The sequence below is a fragment of the Paenibacillus montanisoli genome (genome assembly GCF_003268025.1).
Lineage (GTDB): Bacteria > Bacillota > Bacilli > Paenibacillales > Paenibacillaceae > Paenibacillus_Z > Paenibacillus_Z montanisoli.
The window spans coordinates 204,800-221,489 of sequence record NZ_QLUW01000001.1; the positions used below are offsets into that span (position 1 = coordinate 204,800).

Here is a 16,690-nt window from a genome sequence, read left to right on the forward strand (position 1 = left end):
AAAGCAGACCGTTCAGCCGAAGGCGCCCGCGCCCTCGGCTTTTTATTTTGAGTTAGAAACTGGCAGCAAGCGTTTCCGGCGCAGACTTTACAAGTGATGCGCAATTCGGGCACAATAAGGACTATTGAGTCATGAACATTCGTGGAGGAATCAATTCTATGCGTCTTAGAGGAAGAAAAGGAATTTTGGAGAGCTTGGAGGCACAGCCGGAGCTGGTGGTGCTGGATGCGGCGCCGCATAAGGGCCGCTGGCGGGAGTTTTTCGGCAACGACAATCCGATTTACATCGAGCTTGGCATGGGAAAAGGCCGGTTTATCAGCGATATGAGCGTGCGGAATCCGCATATTAATTTCATCGGCGTCGACATGTACGACGAGCTGATCCGCCGCGCAAGCGATAAGGCTCGCCTGGCTTGGGAAGAGCAGGGCGTGAAGCAGCCCCCGAACTTGGCGCTCCTGCGCGCCAACATCGAGGGCATCGAAGACATGTTTGCGCCGGGCGAATTGCAGCGCATCCATCTGAATTTCAGCGATCCGTGGCCGAAGGCGAAGCATGCGCGCAGAAGGCTGACGCATCCGCGCTTCGTAGCGAAATATATCGAGATTCTGAATGAGAACGGCGAAATTCATTTCAAGACGGATTCGCAGTCGCTGTTCGAATTCTCGCTCAACAGCTTCGCGGACATGGAGCTGCACATGCGCAACATCTCCTTGCATCTGCACAAGGAGCAGCTTCGCGACGATCTCGTGCTGACCGAATACGAAGCTAAATTCGTCGAGAAGGGCAACAATATTCACCGCGTGGAAGTGGTAATCGGAGAGAAGGCGATCGCCGCGCACAAAGCGGCGAAGCTGGCCGCTCAGAAGAATGACCAGGCAGAGGCAACGAACAATGAGACTAGCGAGCCGATTGCGGCGCCGATAGCGACGTCGGAAGGATAATGAAGGCCTAGGTACATTCTGGACCATGCAACGGAGCCGCCGAGGAGCAGCGCCGCCGGCAGCATAACCGGAAGCAGGGCGGCATCCGCCGCCAGAAGCCAAGGCAGAAGCCAGGCAAAAATAGCCGTTGTGTGACCCGAGGGAAACGAGGAGTCGCGCAGCGGCTTTTTGCATACGTGGACGCAGGTCAGCGCCTGATAGGGACGAAGCCTGCTGAATTTGCGTTTCATGATCGCCACGGGAATATGGCTGATGATGGTCGCGGCGAAGCCTTGCCAGCCGGCCGTGCTCCATGCGCCTGCGGCCAATAGCCCGCTAAGCAGCGAGGTGAGCAGGGTGAATGTGGCGCCGCCTGCATGCGTAACCGTTCCCAGCCATCCGCTTAACATCCGATTGACGACCCGGTGCGGCGATCTGCGGTTTGCCCATAATAGCAGGCGCTGTTCGTGCGTCAAGACCCAGAATACGACATTAACCATGCCATCCCCTCCAGGCTTCGTGATGGATACCATTCCTTTTTCCACAAGCCCAGTGTAAGGCGGATTTGTTTGTGCGGTGTTATCGAATTGCTAACCCATTATGAATTCTTCACGAACCCTTCATGCGGCCATAATGCGGCGATAATACAACTCCTGTATGCTTGCTCCACTAGCGGGCCGCGCCGATAGAGCGGCTCAGCTCTCATGGAGGCGATGCAATGCGTATTGCTCTGTTTACGGACACCTATGCTCCGGAAATTAACGGAGTCGCACGAACGCTCGAGAAATGGGAGAACTACCTGCGCAGCCGGGACATTCCTTGCTTAGTTTTTGCTCCGCAGCCCGAATCCGCCCTTCAGCAAGAAGCCACCGTCACCCGATTTGCCAGCCTGCCTTTCTTCCTCTACCCGGAATGCCGCCTCGCCTTTCCGAATCCGATTCACATCCATCGCGCCCTGCATTCGTTTCAGCCTACAATCGTCCACGTCGCAACTCCTTTCAATTTAGGCCTTTGCGGCCTTCATTACGCCCGAAAACACCGATTGCCGCTCGTCGCTTCCTACCATACACATTTTGACCGCTATTTGGCGTTTTACAATACCCGCTGGATGGTTAAGATGTTATGGAGGTATATGGAATGGTTTCATCAGGATTGCAGGTTTATTTTCGTGCCTTCCGAATCGACGCTTCAGGAATTGAGGGGACGGGGGTGGGATGAGAATCGGTTAGCGGTATGGACGCGGGGCATTGATACGAAGAGATTTCATCCGGGCGCGGACAAAGATGCGCTGGTGGCCCGGCATCGGCTCTCTCGGCATTCATTCATCGTACTGTACGTAGGCAGACTTGCACCGGAAAAGAACCTGGATTGCGCGATTGCAGCATTCGCAAAGTTTCAGCGGGACATATGCAAAGACGCAATATTCGTTATAGCGGGCGATGGCCCATCCATGCAAACCTTGAAGCAGCAAGCTTCCCGCGAAGGCATTTCGGTTTGTTTTCTCGGATTCACGGCGATGCCGGCACTTCAGCAGTGGTACGCAGCGGCGGATGTCATGCTGTTTCCATCACCGACGGAAACATTCGGCAATGTCGTTTTTGGAAGCGATGGCATGCGGAACGGCCGTCATTTGCGCGGATACGGGTGGAGTCGTGGACACGGTTGAACACGAGTGGAACGGCCTCAGATGCGAACCGGGCAGCGCGGATGCGTTCAGCGCGGCGCTAGAGCGCTTATACCGTCACCCGGAGCTGCGCAAACGATTTGCGGCAAGGGGATTGGCGCACAGCCTGCGGCAATCCTGGGACACGATCTTCAGTGAGCTTCTTGCTAAGTTTCGTGAAGCGGAGGATGCGGAAACGGCCACACGTTCAACAAATCGTCACACAAGGGGATAATTGGCTTGAAACCTTTCCCAGTTCAGGCTCGTTTTATTGAAAAGGGAACATGATTTTTTCGTAAATGGATGAAAATAAGACTGAAACGGAAGAAAACAAGGTCTCCGTTCCGACAAGTCCCGATGCAAGCGCTTTTCTTCGATTTATTGACGTCTAGGCGACGATTTGCGCTTTTGACAAATGGATACTTTGCATGGAAAATCAGTAAGGTTGCGGAACACAAAAAAAGAGAAGCCGCGATTCACTGACAGCGAGATCTGCAAAATTAGAGAGAATATAAAAAATGGGGTCTCAAGGGGGTAGTAAAACGTAATGGTTAACACGATCATTATTTTGTTTCAAATCTTTTTGGCTTTTGTCGGCGTGTACCAATTCAGCATTTCCCTGTTCGGCATTGCAAGAAAACGCAGAGAGCTAAAGCATAAGCCGCAGAAATCCTTTGCCGTTCTCGTAGCCGCGCACAATGAGGCGCAAGTCGTCGGCGCGCTAGTCGAGAACCTAAAAAAACTGGACTATCCGAAAGAACTTTACGATATTTTCGTCATTTGCGATAACTGCACGGACAATACGGCGGATATCGTCCGCAGCTACGGCGTGAACGCATGCGAGCGCAAAAACCCGCATCTGCGCGGCAAAGGCCACGCGATCGAGTGGATGCTGAAGGAATTGTGGGCGATGCCTCGCCAATACGACGCGATCGTCATGTTCGATGCCGACAACCTGGTCGGCAACGACTTCCTGATCCACATGAACAACGATCTGTGCGAAGGCCACAAGGTCATCCAAGGCTACTTGGATACGAAGAACCCGACGGATTCCTGGGTTACGGCCTCATACGCGATCACATATTGGTACTGCAACCGCTTGTGGCAGTTGTCCCGCCGGAACCTCAATATGGCCAACTATCTTGGCGGCACGGGCATGTGCTTTGACTCTGCGCTGCTCAAGGAAATGGGCTGGGGCGCAACAAGCCTCGTCGAGGACTTGGAGTTTTCCATGCGCTGCGTGAAGCGCGGCATTCATCCGGTTCTGAACTACGACGCCAAAGTTTACGACGAGAAGCCGCTGAGCTTCAAAGCGTCCTCCAGACAGCGTCTGCGCTGGATGCAAGGCCACTTTACGGTAGCCCGCAGCTATTTCTTCCCGCTGCTCTGGGCGAGCATCAAGGAGCGCAGCTTCGTGAAGTTCGACGCGGCGCTGTATTCGATCTCGGTCTACAACACGTTCATCGGCTTCCTGGTGACGGCGCTGCTTTGGCTGGATAACATCATTCCGGCGGAAAACGCGTTTTCGTCGATCTATTACTACTTGCCGTACTGGGTGGCAGGCGTTGCGATCTTCGCAACGGTTATTATGTTCCCGCTCGTGATGATGCTCGAAGGCATCCGCTCGGGGAAAATGTACGCTCACCTGTTTTCAATGGTGTTTTTCCAGCTTTCCTGGCTGCCGATTACGTGCTACGCCTTCTTCACGCAAAACAACAAGCAATGGAGCCACACGCAGCATACGCGGGTTCTTCGTTTGGAAGAAGTTCAAAGCAAGCAAGTGTAATTGGCAAATCGTGCGCAGCAGCGAGGCGGTTGACAACCTCAATTGCGCTATGATATAGTATTTCAGTAACATGTCTTGAAGATAGTAATTCACATGTATACGCACAAGAAGGAGCACCCGCTTCTCACCTACTGGCGCAGGCCGGATGGTTCGCGATCATTGATTGGCACAGGCAGCGGCCGCATGGCTGCGTTCAAACAGCCTACAATCTTGGTTATTGGAATGCGGGTCCCTTGCGGATCCGCATTTTTTGATTTTGCTTGCGGGATTCATCAATTTTGGAGGTGGCAGGTTATTAGCAGGGAACATCAAATCAACGATGAAATTCGGGCCAGAGAAGTGCGCGTAGTAGGCGCAGAGGGCGAACAGCTCGGCATTAAGCTTTTCCGCGAAGCACTGCAGATGGCAATCGATTTGAACATGGACCTCGTAAACGTTGCACCGACAGCGAAGCCGCCGGTGTGCCGGATTATGGACTATGGCAAATTCCGTTACGAGCAGCAGAAGAAAGAGAAAGAAGCGCGCAAGAATCAGAAGATCGTTGACACGAAGGAAGTTTGGTTCCGGGCTAACATCGACGAGAACGACTACCAAACGAAATTCCGGAATGTCGTGAAGTTTCTGGGTGAAGGCGATAAAGTGAAATGTTCGGTCCGATTCCGCGGACGTGAAATTACACATGCTTCTGTCGGTCAGAAGATTTTGGACCGGCTGGCAAGCGAGGTTGCTGATTTGTGCGTCATGGAGCGCGTTCCGAAGCTTGAGGGCCGCAGCATGATCATGATTTTGGCGCCGAAGCCGACTAACTAACATTCAATTGAGGAGGATACACCAACATGCCTAAAATGAAAACTCACAGCAGTTTGAAAGACCGTTTCAAAGTTACGGGTACTGGTAAAGTAATTCGTTACAAAGCGTACAAGAACCACCTTCTTTCCGGCAAATCGTCCCGTCAGAAGCGCGTTCTGAACACTCAACCGAACTTGGCTAAAGGCGATTTCAAACGTCTGCAACAAGGCCTGGCAAACATCAAAGGTTAATTTCGATCGTTCGATCTAATTTCGTATAAATAATACTCGGGAGGTTTCTACTCATGGCAAGAGTTAAAGGCGGATTCGTCCGCGCACGTCGTCGTAAAAGAATTTTGAAGCTAGCGAAAGGTTATTTCGGTTCCAAACACCGCCTGTTTAAAACAGCTAAAGAGCAAGTGATGAAATCCTTGCTTTACGCATACCGTGACCGCCGTCAACACAAACGCGACATCCGCAAACTGTGGATCGTTCGTATCAACGCTGCAGCTCGCCAAAACGGCCTGTCCTACAGCAAATTCATGTACGGCTTGAAGCTTGCGGGCGTTGAAGTAAACCGCAAAATGCTTGCTGACCTGGCTGTGAACGATATCAACTCGTTCAACACATTTGCTAGCCTTGCAAAACAAAAAGTTAACGCGTAATATAACGCGTCGCTATAAAGCGCCCTTCTGCTACGGCAGAAGGGCGCTTTTTTACATAGCATTTATATTTTTGTTTGCCGTCATAGGGACATCGGTACAATCGCATTCTGTTACTAGTGAATAGAGTATAGGACAACGCCGTTTATACCTTCGGGACAAATGCCGGATAAGGATGTTTGACCCCGAAGGCTGAGCACAAGCATTGTAAGCTAAGGTGAGGAGGGAAAATCCTTATGCAACGCGTGACCAAAGAACAAGTTCAGAAGATGGTCGGCAAAACGGTCTATGCGGTCCGCAAAGACGGTTCTGTAGTAACCGGAAAGCTCGTTCGCGCTCATCACAACCAATTGCAGATCATGCCGCTGAGCAATGGCAAAGATGCTCAGACAAGAGCAATCATTCCGCTCGTTCTATTCGATCTGCTTGCGATCGGACTGTTCGCAGGCGGCTTTGGTTTTGGCGGCTTCGGCCATGGCGGCTTCGGCCATGGCGGCTTCGGCTGTGGCGGTATCGGCGGCTTTCCAGGAGGTCACCCAGGCTTTGGGGGCGACTTCGGTGGCTGCGGCTGTCAGCAGCCTTTCGACGGCTTCAAAAATACACCGTTTTATTAAGCCGGGAAGCCATTCGGCCATTTCTAAATTATAACCATTTGATCATTTCGTAGCAGCGTACCTCGTGAATGTACCGGATCGTCTGAAAGCCCAGCCGCGTGTAGAGCCGCTGGGCTCTCGGATTTCCCAGGTCGACGAATAAGCGGCCAATCCGGCAGCCCTTCGCCTTAGCTTCCTCCTCCGCCTTGGCCAGCAGCCGCGTGCCGATCTTCTTATCCCGGTGCTGCGGATGGACAACCAGCATATCGTAAAGAAGCGTGTCGCCGCGCAGGTAGTAATGAATGAACCCAAGCGGAATGCTTCGTTTGGTCCGGGAGTATACGAGCGATGTACCGTCGCTTAGCCGTTTGGGGAGCTCGCGGATCGTTTGCGCATCCCTTGGTGAAGCCGAATAGGAGAGCGGTATAAGCTCTTTTTTAATTAAGCGGATAATTTCGTCGTCATCCGTTCGCGCAATCCTTGCTCGAATCATCAGCATCCCGCTTTCTTCGCGCATGATGCTACATACTATGTCGGGTAAAGAAGAGGCGCGAGCCCAATAATTGGTTATACATAACTTTTTATAATTATGCTGAACCTAGTTCTTGACGAATGAATATGCGACGAATATAATAAACGATAAGCTAATAAGTCAACGGCTATGAAGAGGACGAAGTGTTAAGGGCTCTTTTGCTCCAGAGAGTGTTCGGATCTGCTGAAACCGACGCCAAAATCCCTTTCCAACGAGCTCACCTCGGAGCTGTTTCCCTGAAAAGTTCATCATTGATCGTATTAGGGGAAATCGTAAGGCACGCGTTAATGTGCCAAGGTTTGAACGATGGGTTGTCGTTCTTACCTTATGAGGTTATGCACTGTGAGGTGCATAATGCAATTGGGTGGTACCACGGAAGCTAATCCTTTCGTCCCTGGACGTGATGAACGTCTGGCGGCGGAAGGTTTTTTTGTTTTTCTAAGAAGGGAGGACGACTTAATGGTCGCTCAACATGCAACGTTAAGGTCAAAAGAAGAAATCATGGAAAGCCTGAGAAAACCGGAGGTCATTACCGGCTCAGAAATTTTGCTTCGCAGCTTGGTGCTGGAGGATGTGGAGTGCGTATTCGGCTATCCGGGCGGAGCTGTGTTGTACATTTATGATGCCATGCATGGGTTTTCGGACTTTCAGCATCTGCTGACCCGTCACGAGCAAGGCGCCATTCATGCGGCCGACGGCTATGCGCGGGCTAGCGGGAAAGTTGGCGTTTGTATCGCAACATCGGGACCGGGAGCTACGAACCTCGTCACAGGGATCGCAACTGCGTACATGGACTCGGTGCCGCTTGTCGTCATCACCGGTAACGTAGCGACTACTCTGATCGGTACGGATGCCTTCCAAGAAGCGGACATTACCGGCATCACGATGCCGATTACAAAGCATAGCTACCTGGTGCGCAAGGCGGCGGACCTGCCGCGCATCATCCACGAGGCGTTCCATATCGCCAATACCGGCCGCAAAGGTCCGGTGCTCATCGACATTCCTAAGGATGTTTCCGCAGAGCTGGCTCTGTTCGAGCCGGTGACGGAAGTGAACATCCGCGGTTATAACCCGACGGTTACGCCGAAGAAGCTGCAGGTCGACAAGATGCTCAAAGCAATCAGCGAAGCCGAGCGTCCAATCGTCCTTGCGGGCGGGGGCGTCGTTTACTCCGGCGGGCACGAAGAGCTGTACGAGTTCATTAAGAAATCGGGCATTCCGATTACAACGACCTTGCTCGGACTCGGCGCTTTCCCAAGCGGCGAAGAGCTCTGGCTCGGCATGCCGGGCATGCACGGTACGTACACGGCGAATACCGCCATTCAAGACGCGGATCTGCTGATCAATATCGGGGCTCGCTTCGACGACCGCGTAACGGGCAAGCTGTCCGGCTTTGCGCCGAAAGCGAAGATCGTTCATATCGATATCGACCCTGCGGAGATCGGCAAAAACGTACCGACGGATATCCCGATCGTCGGCGACGTGAAGACCGTGCTGCAAATGGCGAATAAAGAAGTGAAATATGCGGAGAAAGCCGATACATGGCGGGCGCAGCTTGCAGCCTCCTGCAAGGAGAAGCCGTATAGATACAACGATTCCGAAGACGAGCTGAAACCGCAGTGGGTTATCGAAATGCTTTATGAGGAATCGAATGGCGATGCGATCGTCACAACGGACGTAGGCCAGCACCAAATGTGGGCGGCGCAGTACTACAAGTTCAATAAGCCGCGCTCGTGGGTTACATCCGGCGGCCTTGGCACGATGGGCTTCGGTTTCCCATCCGCGATCGGCGCGCAAATGGCGAACCCGGATCGTCTCGTTATCTCGATCAACGGTGACGGCGGCATGCAGATGTGCGCGCAGGAGCTTGCGATTTGCGCCATCAACAACATTCCGGTTAAAGTCGTCATCATCAACAACCAAGTGCTCGGCATGGTTCGTCAATGGCAGGAAATCATCTATGACAACCGCTACAGCCACATTGACCTTGCCGGCAGCCCTGATTTCGTGAAATTGGCTGAAGCCTACGGCGTACGCGGATTCCGCGCTACCAATAAAGAAGACGCCCGCGCGGTATGGCAAGAGGCAATGAATCATCCGGGACCGGCAGTGGTGGAGTTCGTCGTTCGCAAGAACGAGAACGTGTATCCGATGGTTACGCAAGGCTCCACGATTGACCAAATGCTAATGGGGGATTCCGAATGATGAAGAGACATACGGTAGCAGTTCTCGTAAACGATCAGCCAGGCGTCCTCCAGCGCGTATCCGGACTATTCGGACGCCGCGGCTTCAATATTGAAAGCATCACCGTCGGGACAAGCGAGGAAGCCGGCTTGTCCCGGATGGTCATCGTCACCACCGGCGACGACAAAACGCTTGAGCAAGTCACCAAGCAGCTGTACAAGCTGATCGACGTCATTAAAGTCGTCGATCTAAGCGCTAATCCGATGGTAGGCCGCGAGCTTGCGCTCATCAAGGTCACTGCGGAGCCGGGGGCGCGTCCGGAAATTATGGGCGTCGTTGAAACGTTCCGTGCGGCCGTCGTCGATATCGGCACGACTTCGCTCATGGTACAAGTCGTAGGCGACACCGACAAGATCGATGCGATGATCGAGCTGATGAAGCCATACGGCATCCGCGAGCTGTCTCGTACGGGCGTTACGGCCATGGTCCGTGGAAGCGCAAGATAAGATAACTAGATCATAGGGTAACAAGAGTAAGTAAGAATCTTCAGGCTTGATTACAGGTCAACACCGCTTTTGAGCGGGGGTTAGAGCGAGGGAAGCGCTTGAGGCATGAAGCTGCGGTTCTCGTTGTCCCTCCTGTAACACCCGCTCAGAAGGGTTAAATTAAAGGAGGCTTCATTTACATGGCAGTTACATTGTACTATGAGAAAGATGCAGACCAAAGCGTTCTGCAAGGCAAAACAATCGCAGTTATCGGTTACGGTTCCCAAGGTCATGCGCAAGCGCAAAACCTTCGCGACAGCGGTCTGAAAGTCATCATCGGTCTTCGTGCCGGCAAATCCGCTGAAAAAGCGAAAAACGACGGCTTCGAAGTATTGTCCGTTGGCGAAGCTGTTAAGCTTGCTGACGTTGTACAAATCCTTATGCCTGACGAAACGCAAGCTCGCGTTTACAAAGAAGAAATCGAGCCGAACCTGAAGCAAGGCGCGGCGCTGATGTTCTCCCACGGCTTCAACGTTCACTTCGGCCAAATCAAGCCTCGTAAAGATACGGATGTATTGCTGGTAGCACCTAAGTCGCCGGGCCACATGGTTCGCCGTACTTACGTTGAAGGCTTCGGCGTACCTGGTCTGATCGCGATCGAGCAAGACGCAACAGGCAACGCAAAAGCAATCGGCCTTGCATACGCAAAAGGCATCGGCTGCACACGCGCAGGGGTTATCGAAACTTCGTTCAAAGAAGAGACGGAAACAGACCTGTTCGGCGAGCAAGCGGTACTTTGCGGCGGCGCTTCCGCGCTTGTTAAAGCGGGCTTCGAAACGCTGGTTGAAGCAGGCTATGCGCCTGAAATGGCATACTTCGAGTGTCTGCATGAGCTGAAGCTCATCGTTGACCTGATGTATGAAGGCGGTCTTGCTTCGATGCGCGATTCCATCTCCAACACGGCTGAATACGGCGACTACGTAACAGGTCCTCGTATCGTAACTGACGAGACGAAGAAAGCGATGAAAGCCGTTCTTTCCGATATCCAACAAGGTAAGTTCGCTCGCGACTTCATCTTGGAAAACCAATCCAACAATGCATTCATGACGGCAACTCGCCGCAACGAAGCTGCTCACCCAATCGAAGTCGTTGGCGGCCAACTTCGCGAATTGATGCACTGGATCAAGAAATAATAAGCGTTTAACCGTGTAACCGGTCATGGGATAGCAATCATGTGTGACCCGGATACAGCGACCGGTCCCTGCGTCTCCCCAAGCGGAGGCGTCAGGGCCGTTTCGCTATCCGGGATTATTCTGGAAGCCCGAGGTGTGACTAATGCGCAAAATTTATATTTTCGATACGACGCTTCGTGACGGCGAGCAATCTCCGGGGGTTAACCTGAACACGAAGGAAAAGCTCGAGATCGCCTATCAGCTGGAGAAGCTGGGCGTGGATCGGATCGAGGCCGGCTTCCCGGCAGCGTCCCCGGGCGACCTTGCAGCGGTAAATGCCGTTGCGCGTGCAGTCAAGAATGCGACCGTCATCGGCCTGTCGCGCTCCCGCGAGCAGGACATCGATGCGGCGCGCGAAGCGCTGAAGGATGCGCAGGATCCGTGCTTGCATTTGTTCCTGGCGACATCGCCGATCCACCGCAAGCACAAGCTGCGCATGGAGAAGGAGCAGGTGCTGGAAACGGCGGAGCGTGCGATCCGTTACGCGAAGCAATATTTTAGCAAAATCGAATTCTCGCCTGAGGATGCGGGCCGTACCGAACTGGACTTCTTGTGCCAAGTGACGGATATGGCGATTCGCGCAGGCGCGACGGTTGTGAACATTCCGGATACGGTCGGTTACATGACGCCGGCTGAGTTCGGCAATATTTTCAAGACCCTCAAGGAGCAAGTGCCGGGCATCGAGAAAATCCAGCTCAGCGCGCACTGCCATGACGATCTTGGCTTGGCGACGGCGAATGCGCTTGCAGCCATTCTGAACGGCGCGGACCAAATCGAAGGCACCATCAACGGCATCGGCGAACGCGCGGGCAACACCGCGATTGAAGAAGTGGCGATGGCGCTTGCGACCCGCGGCGACCTCTTCGGCGCGACGACGACGCTGAACTTGAAGGAAATCGCGAAGACGAGCCGCCTCGTGAGCAAGCTGACCGGCATGGTCGTTCCGGGCAACAAGGCGATCGTGGGCGCGAATGCGTTTGCGCATGAGTCGGGCATCCACCAGGACGGCATGCTCAAGGAGAAAACGACGTACGAAATCATTTCTCCGGAGACGATCGGTCTGCGGGATTCCAAGCTTGTCCTCGGCAAGCATTCCGGACGCGCGGCGTTCAGGGAGAAGCTGATCGACCTTGGCTACGAGCTGGACGATGAAGCGGTGAACGCGGCATTCGCGAAGTTCAAGGACCTGGCGGACAAGAAGAAGAACGTCATGGACGAGGACATCCGCGCGATGCTCGAAGAGAAGCTGACGGACACGCCGGAGGTTTACTCGCTGGAGACGATCCACGTCAGCTATGGCAACAAGTCGGTGCCAAGCGCAACGATCCGCGTCCGTATGGCGGAAGGCGAAGTGAAGGAGCAATCGGCAGAGGGCAACGGTTCCGTCGATGCGATCTACAACGCGATCGACGCGCTGACGGCCGAAGCAGTAGAACTGGAGGATTACTCCATCAAGTCCGTGTCGCACGGCAAGGATGCGCTCGGCGAAGTGCATGTCGTGCTGAAGCAGGATGAAGTATCTGCGCAGGGCCGCGGCCTGAGCACGGATATTCTCGAAGCGAGCGCGCGTGCCTACATCGATGCGTTGAACCGTCTTGTAGAGAAGCGGAAGTCTCCGGGCCGCCGCGACAAAATGAGCTTGATCTAAATCGTTCCTAATAAAACGCTCCGGCGGCCGAATGCGGTTTGCCGGGGCGTTTTTTTAATGGCATTGCTCGCCATGGACCATGCTATAATATAGAAAAATCGACAACCGCTGGCGGCGGCAGCCGACTGGCATCATAAGCGCGGTGCCGATTGGGGGAACGAAGAAAAGCATGATGTTCGTATGGATTGTGCTATGGATTACGGCAGCGCTGCTCGCTGCGACGAACCGGGGGAATGCGGCAGGCCGATGGCTCAGCTTGGTCGCGTTCTGCGGCGGTATGGGGGCGCTTGCTTCCGTGCTGGAGGGCTGGATTGTGGCGCTGTTGGCGCAGCAGGATATCGATGATGAGGGCGAGCAAGTGCTGCGCGTCATTCAGCGCGGCTGCTCTTGGATGAGCTACTACGGCTTGCCTTATGGCTTCCTCTGTTTCGGAGCGGCTTATAATCCGGACAAAGTACCGTCTGTGCTGGTACGGCGATTGCCGGCGATTGCGGCCTTGCTGCCGCTTGCCATGCTTGTGGTGCCGATCGCTGAATCGTATCCCGTGCATTACGACATTCTAGCGGTTTGGGCCATTCCGTATTTTCTCATAGGAGCCTTGCTGCTGCTGAGCAAGCGGCATGTACACCCGGCGGAGAAGCGCTCTCATGCGATATTGCTGATTGCCGTGCTTCCGGCTGTCCTGATTGCATTAACGATGAACTTTATCATGCCGCTATTCGGGCTGTACGGGCTGTGGCGCTACAATGTGTGGCCGATCAGCATCGCTTTCGTTATCTTCCTGTTCGCACTCTTTAATTTCGGGTTTCTCGGCGTCCAGCTGCTCATCGAGCGCCGCCAGCTGAACTATTCGCTGCGCGCCATTACTAGCGGTACGGCGATGCTGAACCACGCGATCAAGAACGATATCGGCAAGATCAAGCTGTTCACCGATAAAATGAGCCGCGAAGCCGGCGCCAACGAGGAGCTGCGGGCAGATCTCAAGGTGATCGGCACGGCGGCGGGGCATATCGAGGCGATGATCCGCAGCGTGCATGAACGGACGCAGGAGCTTCGCCTGCAGCCGCGGGAGATGAGACTGGCTGAGCTGGTGCGCGTTCAGCTTGCGGCGCTAAGGGAGCAGACGGCCGGCTGCGGAATTGACGTAACGGCGCAATACGACGAGGATGCGATCGCATTCGCGGATGCGGAGCAAACGTCGGAAGCGATAAACAACGTACTGCAAAATGCCATCGATGCGATGCCAAGCGGAGGAAGCCTGACGGTTACCGTCATCGCCGGCAAACGGGGCAGCACGATCGAAGTCAGCGACACGGGAAGCGGCATCGAGCGCGCTCACTTGCGGAAGGTAATCGAGCCCTTCTTCACGACGAAGAGCGGCAGGGCGATGAATTTCGGCTTAGGGCTTGCTTATTGCGCGCAGCTGATGAGCCGTCAAGGCGGAGAGCTGCGCATCAGCAGCGAAGCAGGCGCAGGAACGACGGTACGGTTTCATTTTAAAGCGGTCAAACGGACTAAAGGAGCGTAAGAGAATGAGCGGACAGACGATTGCGGTCGTTCTTGTGGAAGACGATCCGGATTGGCGCAGAGGGCTAGCCGCCTATTTGAACAATGAGCCCGATATAACGATCGTCGGCGAAGCGGATCACGCGGAAGCCGCGCTCAGCGTCGTGGCGGACAAGAAGCCGGACGTCATCCTGCTCGATATCATGCTGGCGGACAGCCCGGAAGGGCTGCGGCTCGCCGCGGAGCTGTCGGTCGATTCCGGCGCGCGCATCATCATGCTGACCTCGATGGAGGATCGGGCTTTTGTCGTAGAGGCATTCCGCGCGGGAGCAGTGAATTACCTGGTGAAGTCGGATTTCGCTGCGATTCCCGCGGCGGTCCGCAAAGCCTCGGAAGACAGCTCGGCAATTGACGGCGCGGCGGCCAAGCTGATGCTGGCGGAGTTCCGGCGGCTCAAGCTGCTTGAGCGCGAATATGAAGCCGATAAATTCAAGCGGCTGCTGACGCCAGCCGAGGTGCAGCTGCTATCGATGATTCACGACGGCTACAGCCAAACGCAAATCGCGGAGAAATCGTTTCTCTCGCTTCGCACGGTGAAGAACCATGTAAACAATATTTTGCGGAAGCTCGGCGGCAAGAGCAGCAAGGAAGCGGCTCAACGGGCGAAGGATAACGATTTGTTCTAAGCTGATTGGTTTGCGTGTCCGACAGGACATGCAGCATTCAGTTAATTAGCATGCAGCTGTTTCCAACCGCACTTATTCGCTCAGCCTATAAAAGTCATAGCTTTCATATCTTTGTCAACCTCGTCATGTTGTGGTACAACTATGTGTAGACTGAGAATCATGATCAAAGGGCGGCTTACTGTCCTTCATAAAAGGAGAGGCAATCAGATATGGCAGACGTGAAAAAAATTGCAGTTATCGCCGGTGACGGAATCGGACCGGAGGTTGTTGGCGAAGCGATCAAAGTAATGAAGAAAACCGAGGAGCTATTCGGCTTCCAATTTGAATTCGAACAAGGCCTGTTCGGCGGGATCGCAATCGATGAGAAAGGTACTCCGCTGCCGCAGGAGACGCTGGACATTTGTAAAAATGCAGATGCCGTCCTGCTTGGAGCGGTAGGCGGCCCGAAATGGGACAACAATCCGAAGGAGCTTCGTCCGGAAACCGGCCTGCTCGGCATCCGCAAGGCGCTGGGCTTGTTCTCCAACATTCGTCCGGCTAACGTATTCGATTGCTTGATGGAAGCGTCCACGCTGAAGCCGGAAGTGCTTGCAGGCACAGACCTGATCGTGGTTCGCGAGCTGACAGGCGGCATTTACTTCGGCGAGAAATTCCGCCGCGAAGGCGCTAACGGCCAAGAAGCGGTTGATACTTGCGTATACAACGAAGCCGAAGTAGAGCGCATCGTGCGCCAAGGCTTCGAAATCGCCCGCACGCGCCGCAAGAAGCTGGCATCGGTCGATAAAGCAAACGTATTGGAAACATCTCGCCTATGGCGTGAAGTAGTGAACCGGATCGCTCCGGAGTATCCGGACGTAGAACTCGAGCACGTGCTCGTAGATAACTGCGCCATGCAGCTGCTGCGCCGTCCTGCGAGCTTCGACGTAATCGTAACGGAGAACATGTTCGGAGATATTATCAGTGACGAGGCAGCGATGCTGACAGGTTCGATCGGCATGCTTTCCTCCGCTTCGCTTGGCGAAGGCAGCTTCGGCTTGTACGAGCCGGTACACGGTTCGGCGCCTGACATTGCGGGCCAAGGCATCTCGAACCCAATCGCGACGATCCTTTCCGTTGCGCTGATGTACCGTCTGACGTTCGGTTACGCGGAAGCGGCTCAATGCATCGAAGATGCGGTTAAGTCCGTTCTCGACGCCGGCCACCGTACGGGCGACATCGCCGTCGATAAGAGCAAAGCGATCGGCACAACAGAAATGGGCGATCTGATCATCGCAGCAATGAAAAAGTAATTTTAGGCTATGAATGGAGACCCGGGACCGGTAAGGACCCGGGTTTTTTATTTTCTCTGGAGGTCTGTCGGAACCAGGGAATAGCAGGGAATACTTGAATAAGTTTCATATTGTTCGGCTGGTTGACACTGGAATCGAAAGCAAAGCAGGAATTTTGACACATAGGCGCGAATAAGTTATAAAAAAGTTTCAGATGTGATTGATGAAGGGTAATGGAGGCTAAGGAGGAGACAGGCATGAGCTTTTGCTGTGGAGCAAGCATGATAGGCACGAATGGTACGCTGAAGCATTTTCGTACGCATATTCATAATGTTCCTATTCTGTTCTGTCCAGTTTGTCACCGCGTGGAAATCCATCACATGATTGAAAATGAGTATGAAATTCTTGCCGAATACGCACACGGCGACGGCGCATCGGAAGTCGACTTCATCGAATATGTCGAGCAGGAGGAGCAGGAACTGTTCGAGAATTGCGTGAACAACGAGAATGAGGATCCGATGGATGTCGTGACGAATCAAATCGATATGGCACTAGATCTCCTCAGCTTTGCGAAGCAAATCGCGGACGAAGCCTGGGAAGCGGAATTGAAAAAGCGGCTCGGCGTATTGAACCAGCGGCGTAATAAGCTACTGCAGCGCAGAACCTCTGAAGGATATTGTTGACGACGAACGCCTCCTGATGAAGGAGGCTTTTTCTTTTATATACCAATTTCATGT

The 16,690-nt window shown here is 53.9% G+C and carries 18 protein-coding genes; 16 read left to right on the forward strand and 2 right to left on the reverse strand.

Features of this window, described 5'->3' with window-relative positions; translation table 11 throughout:
- Window positions 1-158 precede the first annotated feature (158 nt).
- Window positions 159-941, forward strand: a complete 783-nt coding sequence (gene trmB / locus DL346_RS00970; protein ID WP_112880156.1) for a tRNA (guanosine(46)-N7)-methyltransferase TrmB — start codon at window positions 159-161, stop codon at window positions 939-941.
- Here trmB and DL346_RS00975 read toward each other — a convergent pair.
- Window positions 860-1,420 (reverse strand): phosphatase PAP2 family protein, encoded by a 561-nt coding sequence (locus tag DL346_RS00975; RefSeq protein ID WP_112880158.1) that lies wholly within the window; start codon window positions 1,418-1,420, stop codon window positions 860-862. The genes trmB and DL346_RS00975 overlap by 82 nt on opposite strands.
- Window positions 1,421-1,638: 218 nt before the next feature.
- Here DL346_RS00975 and DL346_RS00980 point away from each other — a divergent pair, with 218 nt between their 5' ends.
- The 7 genes from DL346_RS00980 to DL346_RS01005 all read left to right on the forward strand — a co-directional run bounded on the left by DL346_RS00980 (window position 1,639) and on the right by DL346_RS01005 (window position 6,433).
- Complete coding sequence (locus DL346_RS00980) at window positions 1,639-2,586, forward strand: glycosyltransferase family 4 protein (RefSeq protein ID WP_338066281.1); 948 nt, start codon at window positions 1,639-1,641, stop codon at window positions 2,584-2,586.
- Window positions 2,528-2,818 (forward strand): glycosyltransferase, encoded by a 291-nt coding sequence (locus DL346_RS29800; RefSeq protein ID WP_338066297.1) that lies wholly within the window; start codon window positions 2,528-2,530, stop codon window positions 2,816-2,818. Before DL346_RS00980 ends, DL346_RS29800 begins: the two co-directional genes overlap by 59 nt.
- 312 nt (window positions 2,819-3,130) lie before the next feature.
- Window positions 3,131-4,369, forward strand: a complete 1,239-nt coding sequence (locus DL346_RS00985) for a glycosyltransferase family 2 protein (protein WP_112880160.1) — start codon at window positions 3,131-3,133, stop codon at window positions 4,367-4,369.
- A 222-nt stretch (window positions 4,370-4,591) separates the two neighbouring features.
- Window positions 4,592-5,179: a translation initiation factor IF-3 gene (gene infC, locus DL346_RS00990; RefSeq protein WP_112881712.1), complete on the forward strand. Its 588-nt coding sequence runs from the start codon at window positions 4,592-4,594 to the stop codon at window positions 5,177-5,179.
- Window positions 5,180-5,205: 26 nt separating this feature from the next.
- Entirely contained in the window at window positions 5,206-5,409 is a 204-nt protein-coding gene (rpmI, locus tag DL346_RS00995) for a 50S ribosomal protein L35 (protein ID WP_112880162.1), read from the forward strand.
- A 53-nt stretch (window positions 5,410-5,462) separates the two neighbouring features.
- Entirely contained in the window at window positions 5,463-5,822 is a 360-nt protein-coding gene (gene rplT / locus DL346_RS01000) for a 50S ribosomal protein L20 (protein WP_112880164.1), read from the forward strand.
- Window positions 5,823-6,055: 233 nt separating this feature from the next.
- Window positions 6,056-6,433 carry a hypothetical protein gene (locus tag DL346_RS01005; protein WP_112880166.1) on the forward strand — a complete coding sequence of 126 codons (378 nt, stop codon included), beginning with the start codon at window positions 6,056-6,058 and terminating at the stop codon, window positions 6,431-6,433.
- Between the two features lie 28 nt (window positions 6,434-6,461).
- Here the strand turns inward: DL346_RS01005 and DL346_RS01010 are convergent, their stop codons facing one another.
- Window positions 6,462-6,905 carry a GNAT family N-acetyltransferase gene (locus DL346_RS01010; RefSeq protein ID WP_165822323.1) on the reverse strand — a complete coding sequence of 148 codons (444 nt, stop codon included), beginning with the start codon at window positions 6,903-6,905 and terminating at the stop codon, window positions 6,462-6,464.
- A gap of 498 nt (window positions 6,906-7,403) precedes the next feature.
- On the opposite strand from DL346_RS01010, the gene ilvB reads away from it, so the two are divergent.
- The 8 genes from ilvB to DL346_RS01050 all read left to right on the forward strand — a co-directional run bounded on the left by ilvB (window position 7,404) and on the right by DL346_RS01050 (window position 16,636).
- On the forward strand, window positions 7,404-9,149 hold the full coding sequence (gene ilvB / locus DL346_RS01015) for a biosynthetic-type acetolactate synthase large subunit (protein WP_112880170.1): 1,746 nt from the start codon (window positions 7,404-7,406) through the stop codon (window positions 9,147-9,149).
- A complete protein-coding gene (gene ilvN / locus DL346_RS01020; protein WP_112880172.1) occupies window positions 9,146-9,634 on the forward strand; it encodes an acetolactate synthase small subunit in 489 nt (162 codons plus the stop codon). Before ilvB ends, ilvN begins: the two co-directional genes overlap by 4 nt.
- Before the next feature lie 179 nt (window positions 9,635-9,813).
- Entirely contained in the window at window positions 9,814-10,806 is a 993-nt protein-coding gene (gene ilvC, locus DL346_RS01025) for a ketol-acid reductoisomerase (protein WP_112880174.1), read from the forward strand.
- Between the two features lie 142 nt (window positions 10,807-10,948).
- Window positions 10,949-12,493: a 2-isopropylmalate synthase gene (locus tag DL346_RS01030; protein WP_112880176.1), complete on the forward strand. Its 1,545-nt coding sequence runs from the start codon at window positions 10,949-10,951 to the stop codon at window positions 12,491-12,493.
- A gap of 169 nt (window positions 12,494-12,662) precedes the next feature.
- Window positions 12,663-14,021: a sensor histidine kinase gene (locus tag DL346_RS01035; RefSeq protein WP_112880177.1), complete on the forward strand. Its 1,359-nt coding sequence runs from the start codon at window positions 12,663-12,665 to the stop codon at window positions 14,019-14,021.
- Between the two features lie 4 nt (window positions 14,022-14,025).
- Window positions 14,026-14,685, forward strand: a complete 660-nt coding sequence (locus tag DL346_RS01040) for a response regulator (RefSeq protein WP_112880179.1) — start codon at window positions 14,026-14,028, stop codon at window positions 14,683-14,685.
- A gap of 209 nt (window positions 14,686-14,894) precedes the next feature.
- A complete protein-coding gene (leuB, locus tag DL346_RS01045) occupies window positions 14,895-15,974 on the forward strand; it encodes a 3-isopropylmalate dehydrogenase (RefSeq protein WP_112880181.1) in 1,080 nt (359 codons plus the stop codon).
- A gap of 236 nt (window positions 15,975-16,210) precedes the next feature.
- On the forward strand, window positions 16,211-16,636 hold the full coding sequence (locus DL346_RS01050) for a hypothetical protein (RefSeq protein WP_112880183.1): 426 nt from the start codon (window positions 16,211-16,213) through the stop codon (window positions 16,634-16,636).
- Window positions 16,637-16,690: the final 54 nt, after the last annotated feature.

What these genes read in the sequence shown, in the direction of transcription:
- DL346_RS01010 (WP_165822323.1), bottom strand. Translation starts at nt 6,905, where the DNA reads ATGATTCGAGCAAGGATTGCGCGAACGGATGACGACGAAATTATCCGC.
- ilvN (WP_112880172.1), top strand. Translation starts at nt 9,146, where the DNA reads ATGATGAAGAGACATACGGTAGCAGTTCTCGTAAACGATCAGCCAGGC.
- DL346_RS29800 (WP_338066297.1), top strand. Translation starts at nt 2,528, where the DNA reads ATGGCATGCGGAACGGCCGTCATTTGCGCGGATACGGGTGGAGTCGTG.
- ilvB (WP_112880170.1), top strand. Translation starts at nt 7,404, where the DNA reads ATGGTCGCTCAACATGCAACGTTAAGGTCAAAAGAAGAAATCATGGAA.
- trmB (WP_112880156.1), top strand. Translation starts at nt 159, where the DNA reads ATGCGTCTTAGAGGAAGAAAAGGAATTTTGGAGAGCTTGGAGGCACAG.
- ilvC (WP_112880174.1), top strand. Translation starts at nt 9,814, where the DNA reads ATGGCAGTTACATTGTACTATGAGAAAGATGCAGACCAAAGCGTTCTG.
- infC (WP_112881712.1), top strand. Translation starts at nt 4,592, where the DNA reads ATGCGGGTCCCTTGCGGATCCGCATTTTTTGATTTTGCTTGCGGGATT.
- rpmI (WP_112880162.1), top strand. Translation starts at nt 5,206, where the DNA reads ATGCCTAAAATGAAAACTCACAGCAGTTTGAAAGACCGTTTCAAAGTT.
- DL346_RS01005 (WP_112880166.1), top strand. Translation starts at nt 6,056, where the DNA reads ATGCAACGCGTGACCAAAGAACAAGTTCAGAAGATGGTCGGCAAAACG.
- DL346_RS00985 (WP_112880160.1), top strand. Translation starts at nt 3,131, where the DNA reads ATGGTTAACACGATCATTATTTTGTTTCAAATCTTTTTGGCTTTTGTC.
- DL346_RS01030 (WP_112880176.1), top strand. Translation starts at nt 10,949, where the DNA reads ATGCGCAAAATTTATATTTTCGATACGACGCTTCGTGACGGCGAGCAA.
- DL346_RS01050 (WP_112880183.1), top strand. Translation starts at nt 16,211, where the DNA reads ATGAGCTTTTGCTGTGGAGCAAGCATGATAGGCACGAATGGTACGCTG.
- rplT (WP_112880164.1), top strand. Translation starts at nt 5,463, where the DNA reads ATGGCAAGAGTTAAAGGCGGATTCGTCCGCGCACGTCGTCGTAAAAGA.
- DL346_RS01035 (WP_112880177.1), top strand. Translation starts at nt 12,663, where the DNA reads ATGATGTTCGTATGGATTGTGCTATGGATTACGGCAGCGCTGCTCGCT.
- DL346_RS01040 (WP_112880179.1), top strand. Translation starts at nt 14,026, where the DNA reads ATGAGCGGACAGACGATTGCGGTCGTTCTTGTGGAAGACGATCCGGAT.
- DL346_RS00975 (WP_112880158.1), bottom strand. Translation starts at nt 1,420, where the DNA reads ATGGTTAATGTCGTATTCTGGGTCTTGACGCACGAACAGCGCCTGCTA.
- DL346_RS00980 (WP_338066281.1), top strand. Translation starts at nt 1,639, where the DNA reads ATGCGTATTGCTCTGTTTACGGACACCTATGCTCCGGAAATTAACGGA.
- leuB (WP_112880181.1), top strand. Translation starts at nt 14,895, where the DNA reads ATGGCAGACGTGAAAAAAATTGCAGTTATCGCCGGTGACGGAATCGGA.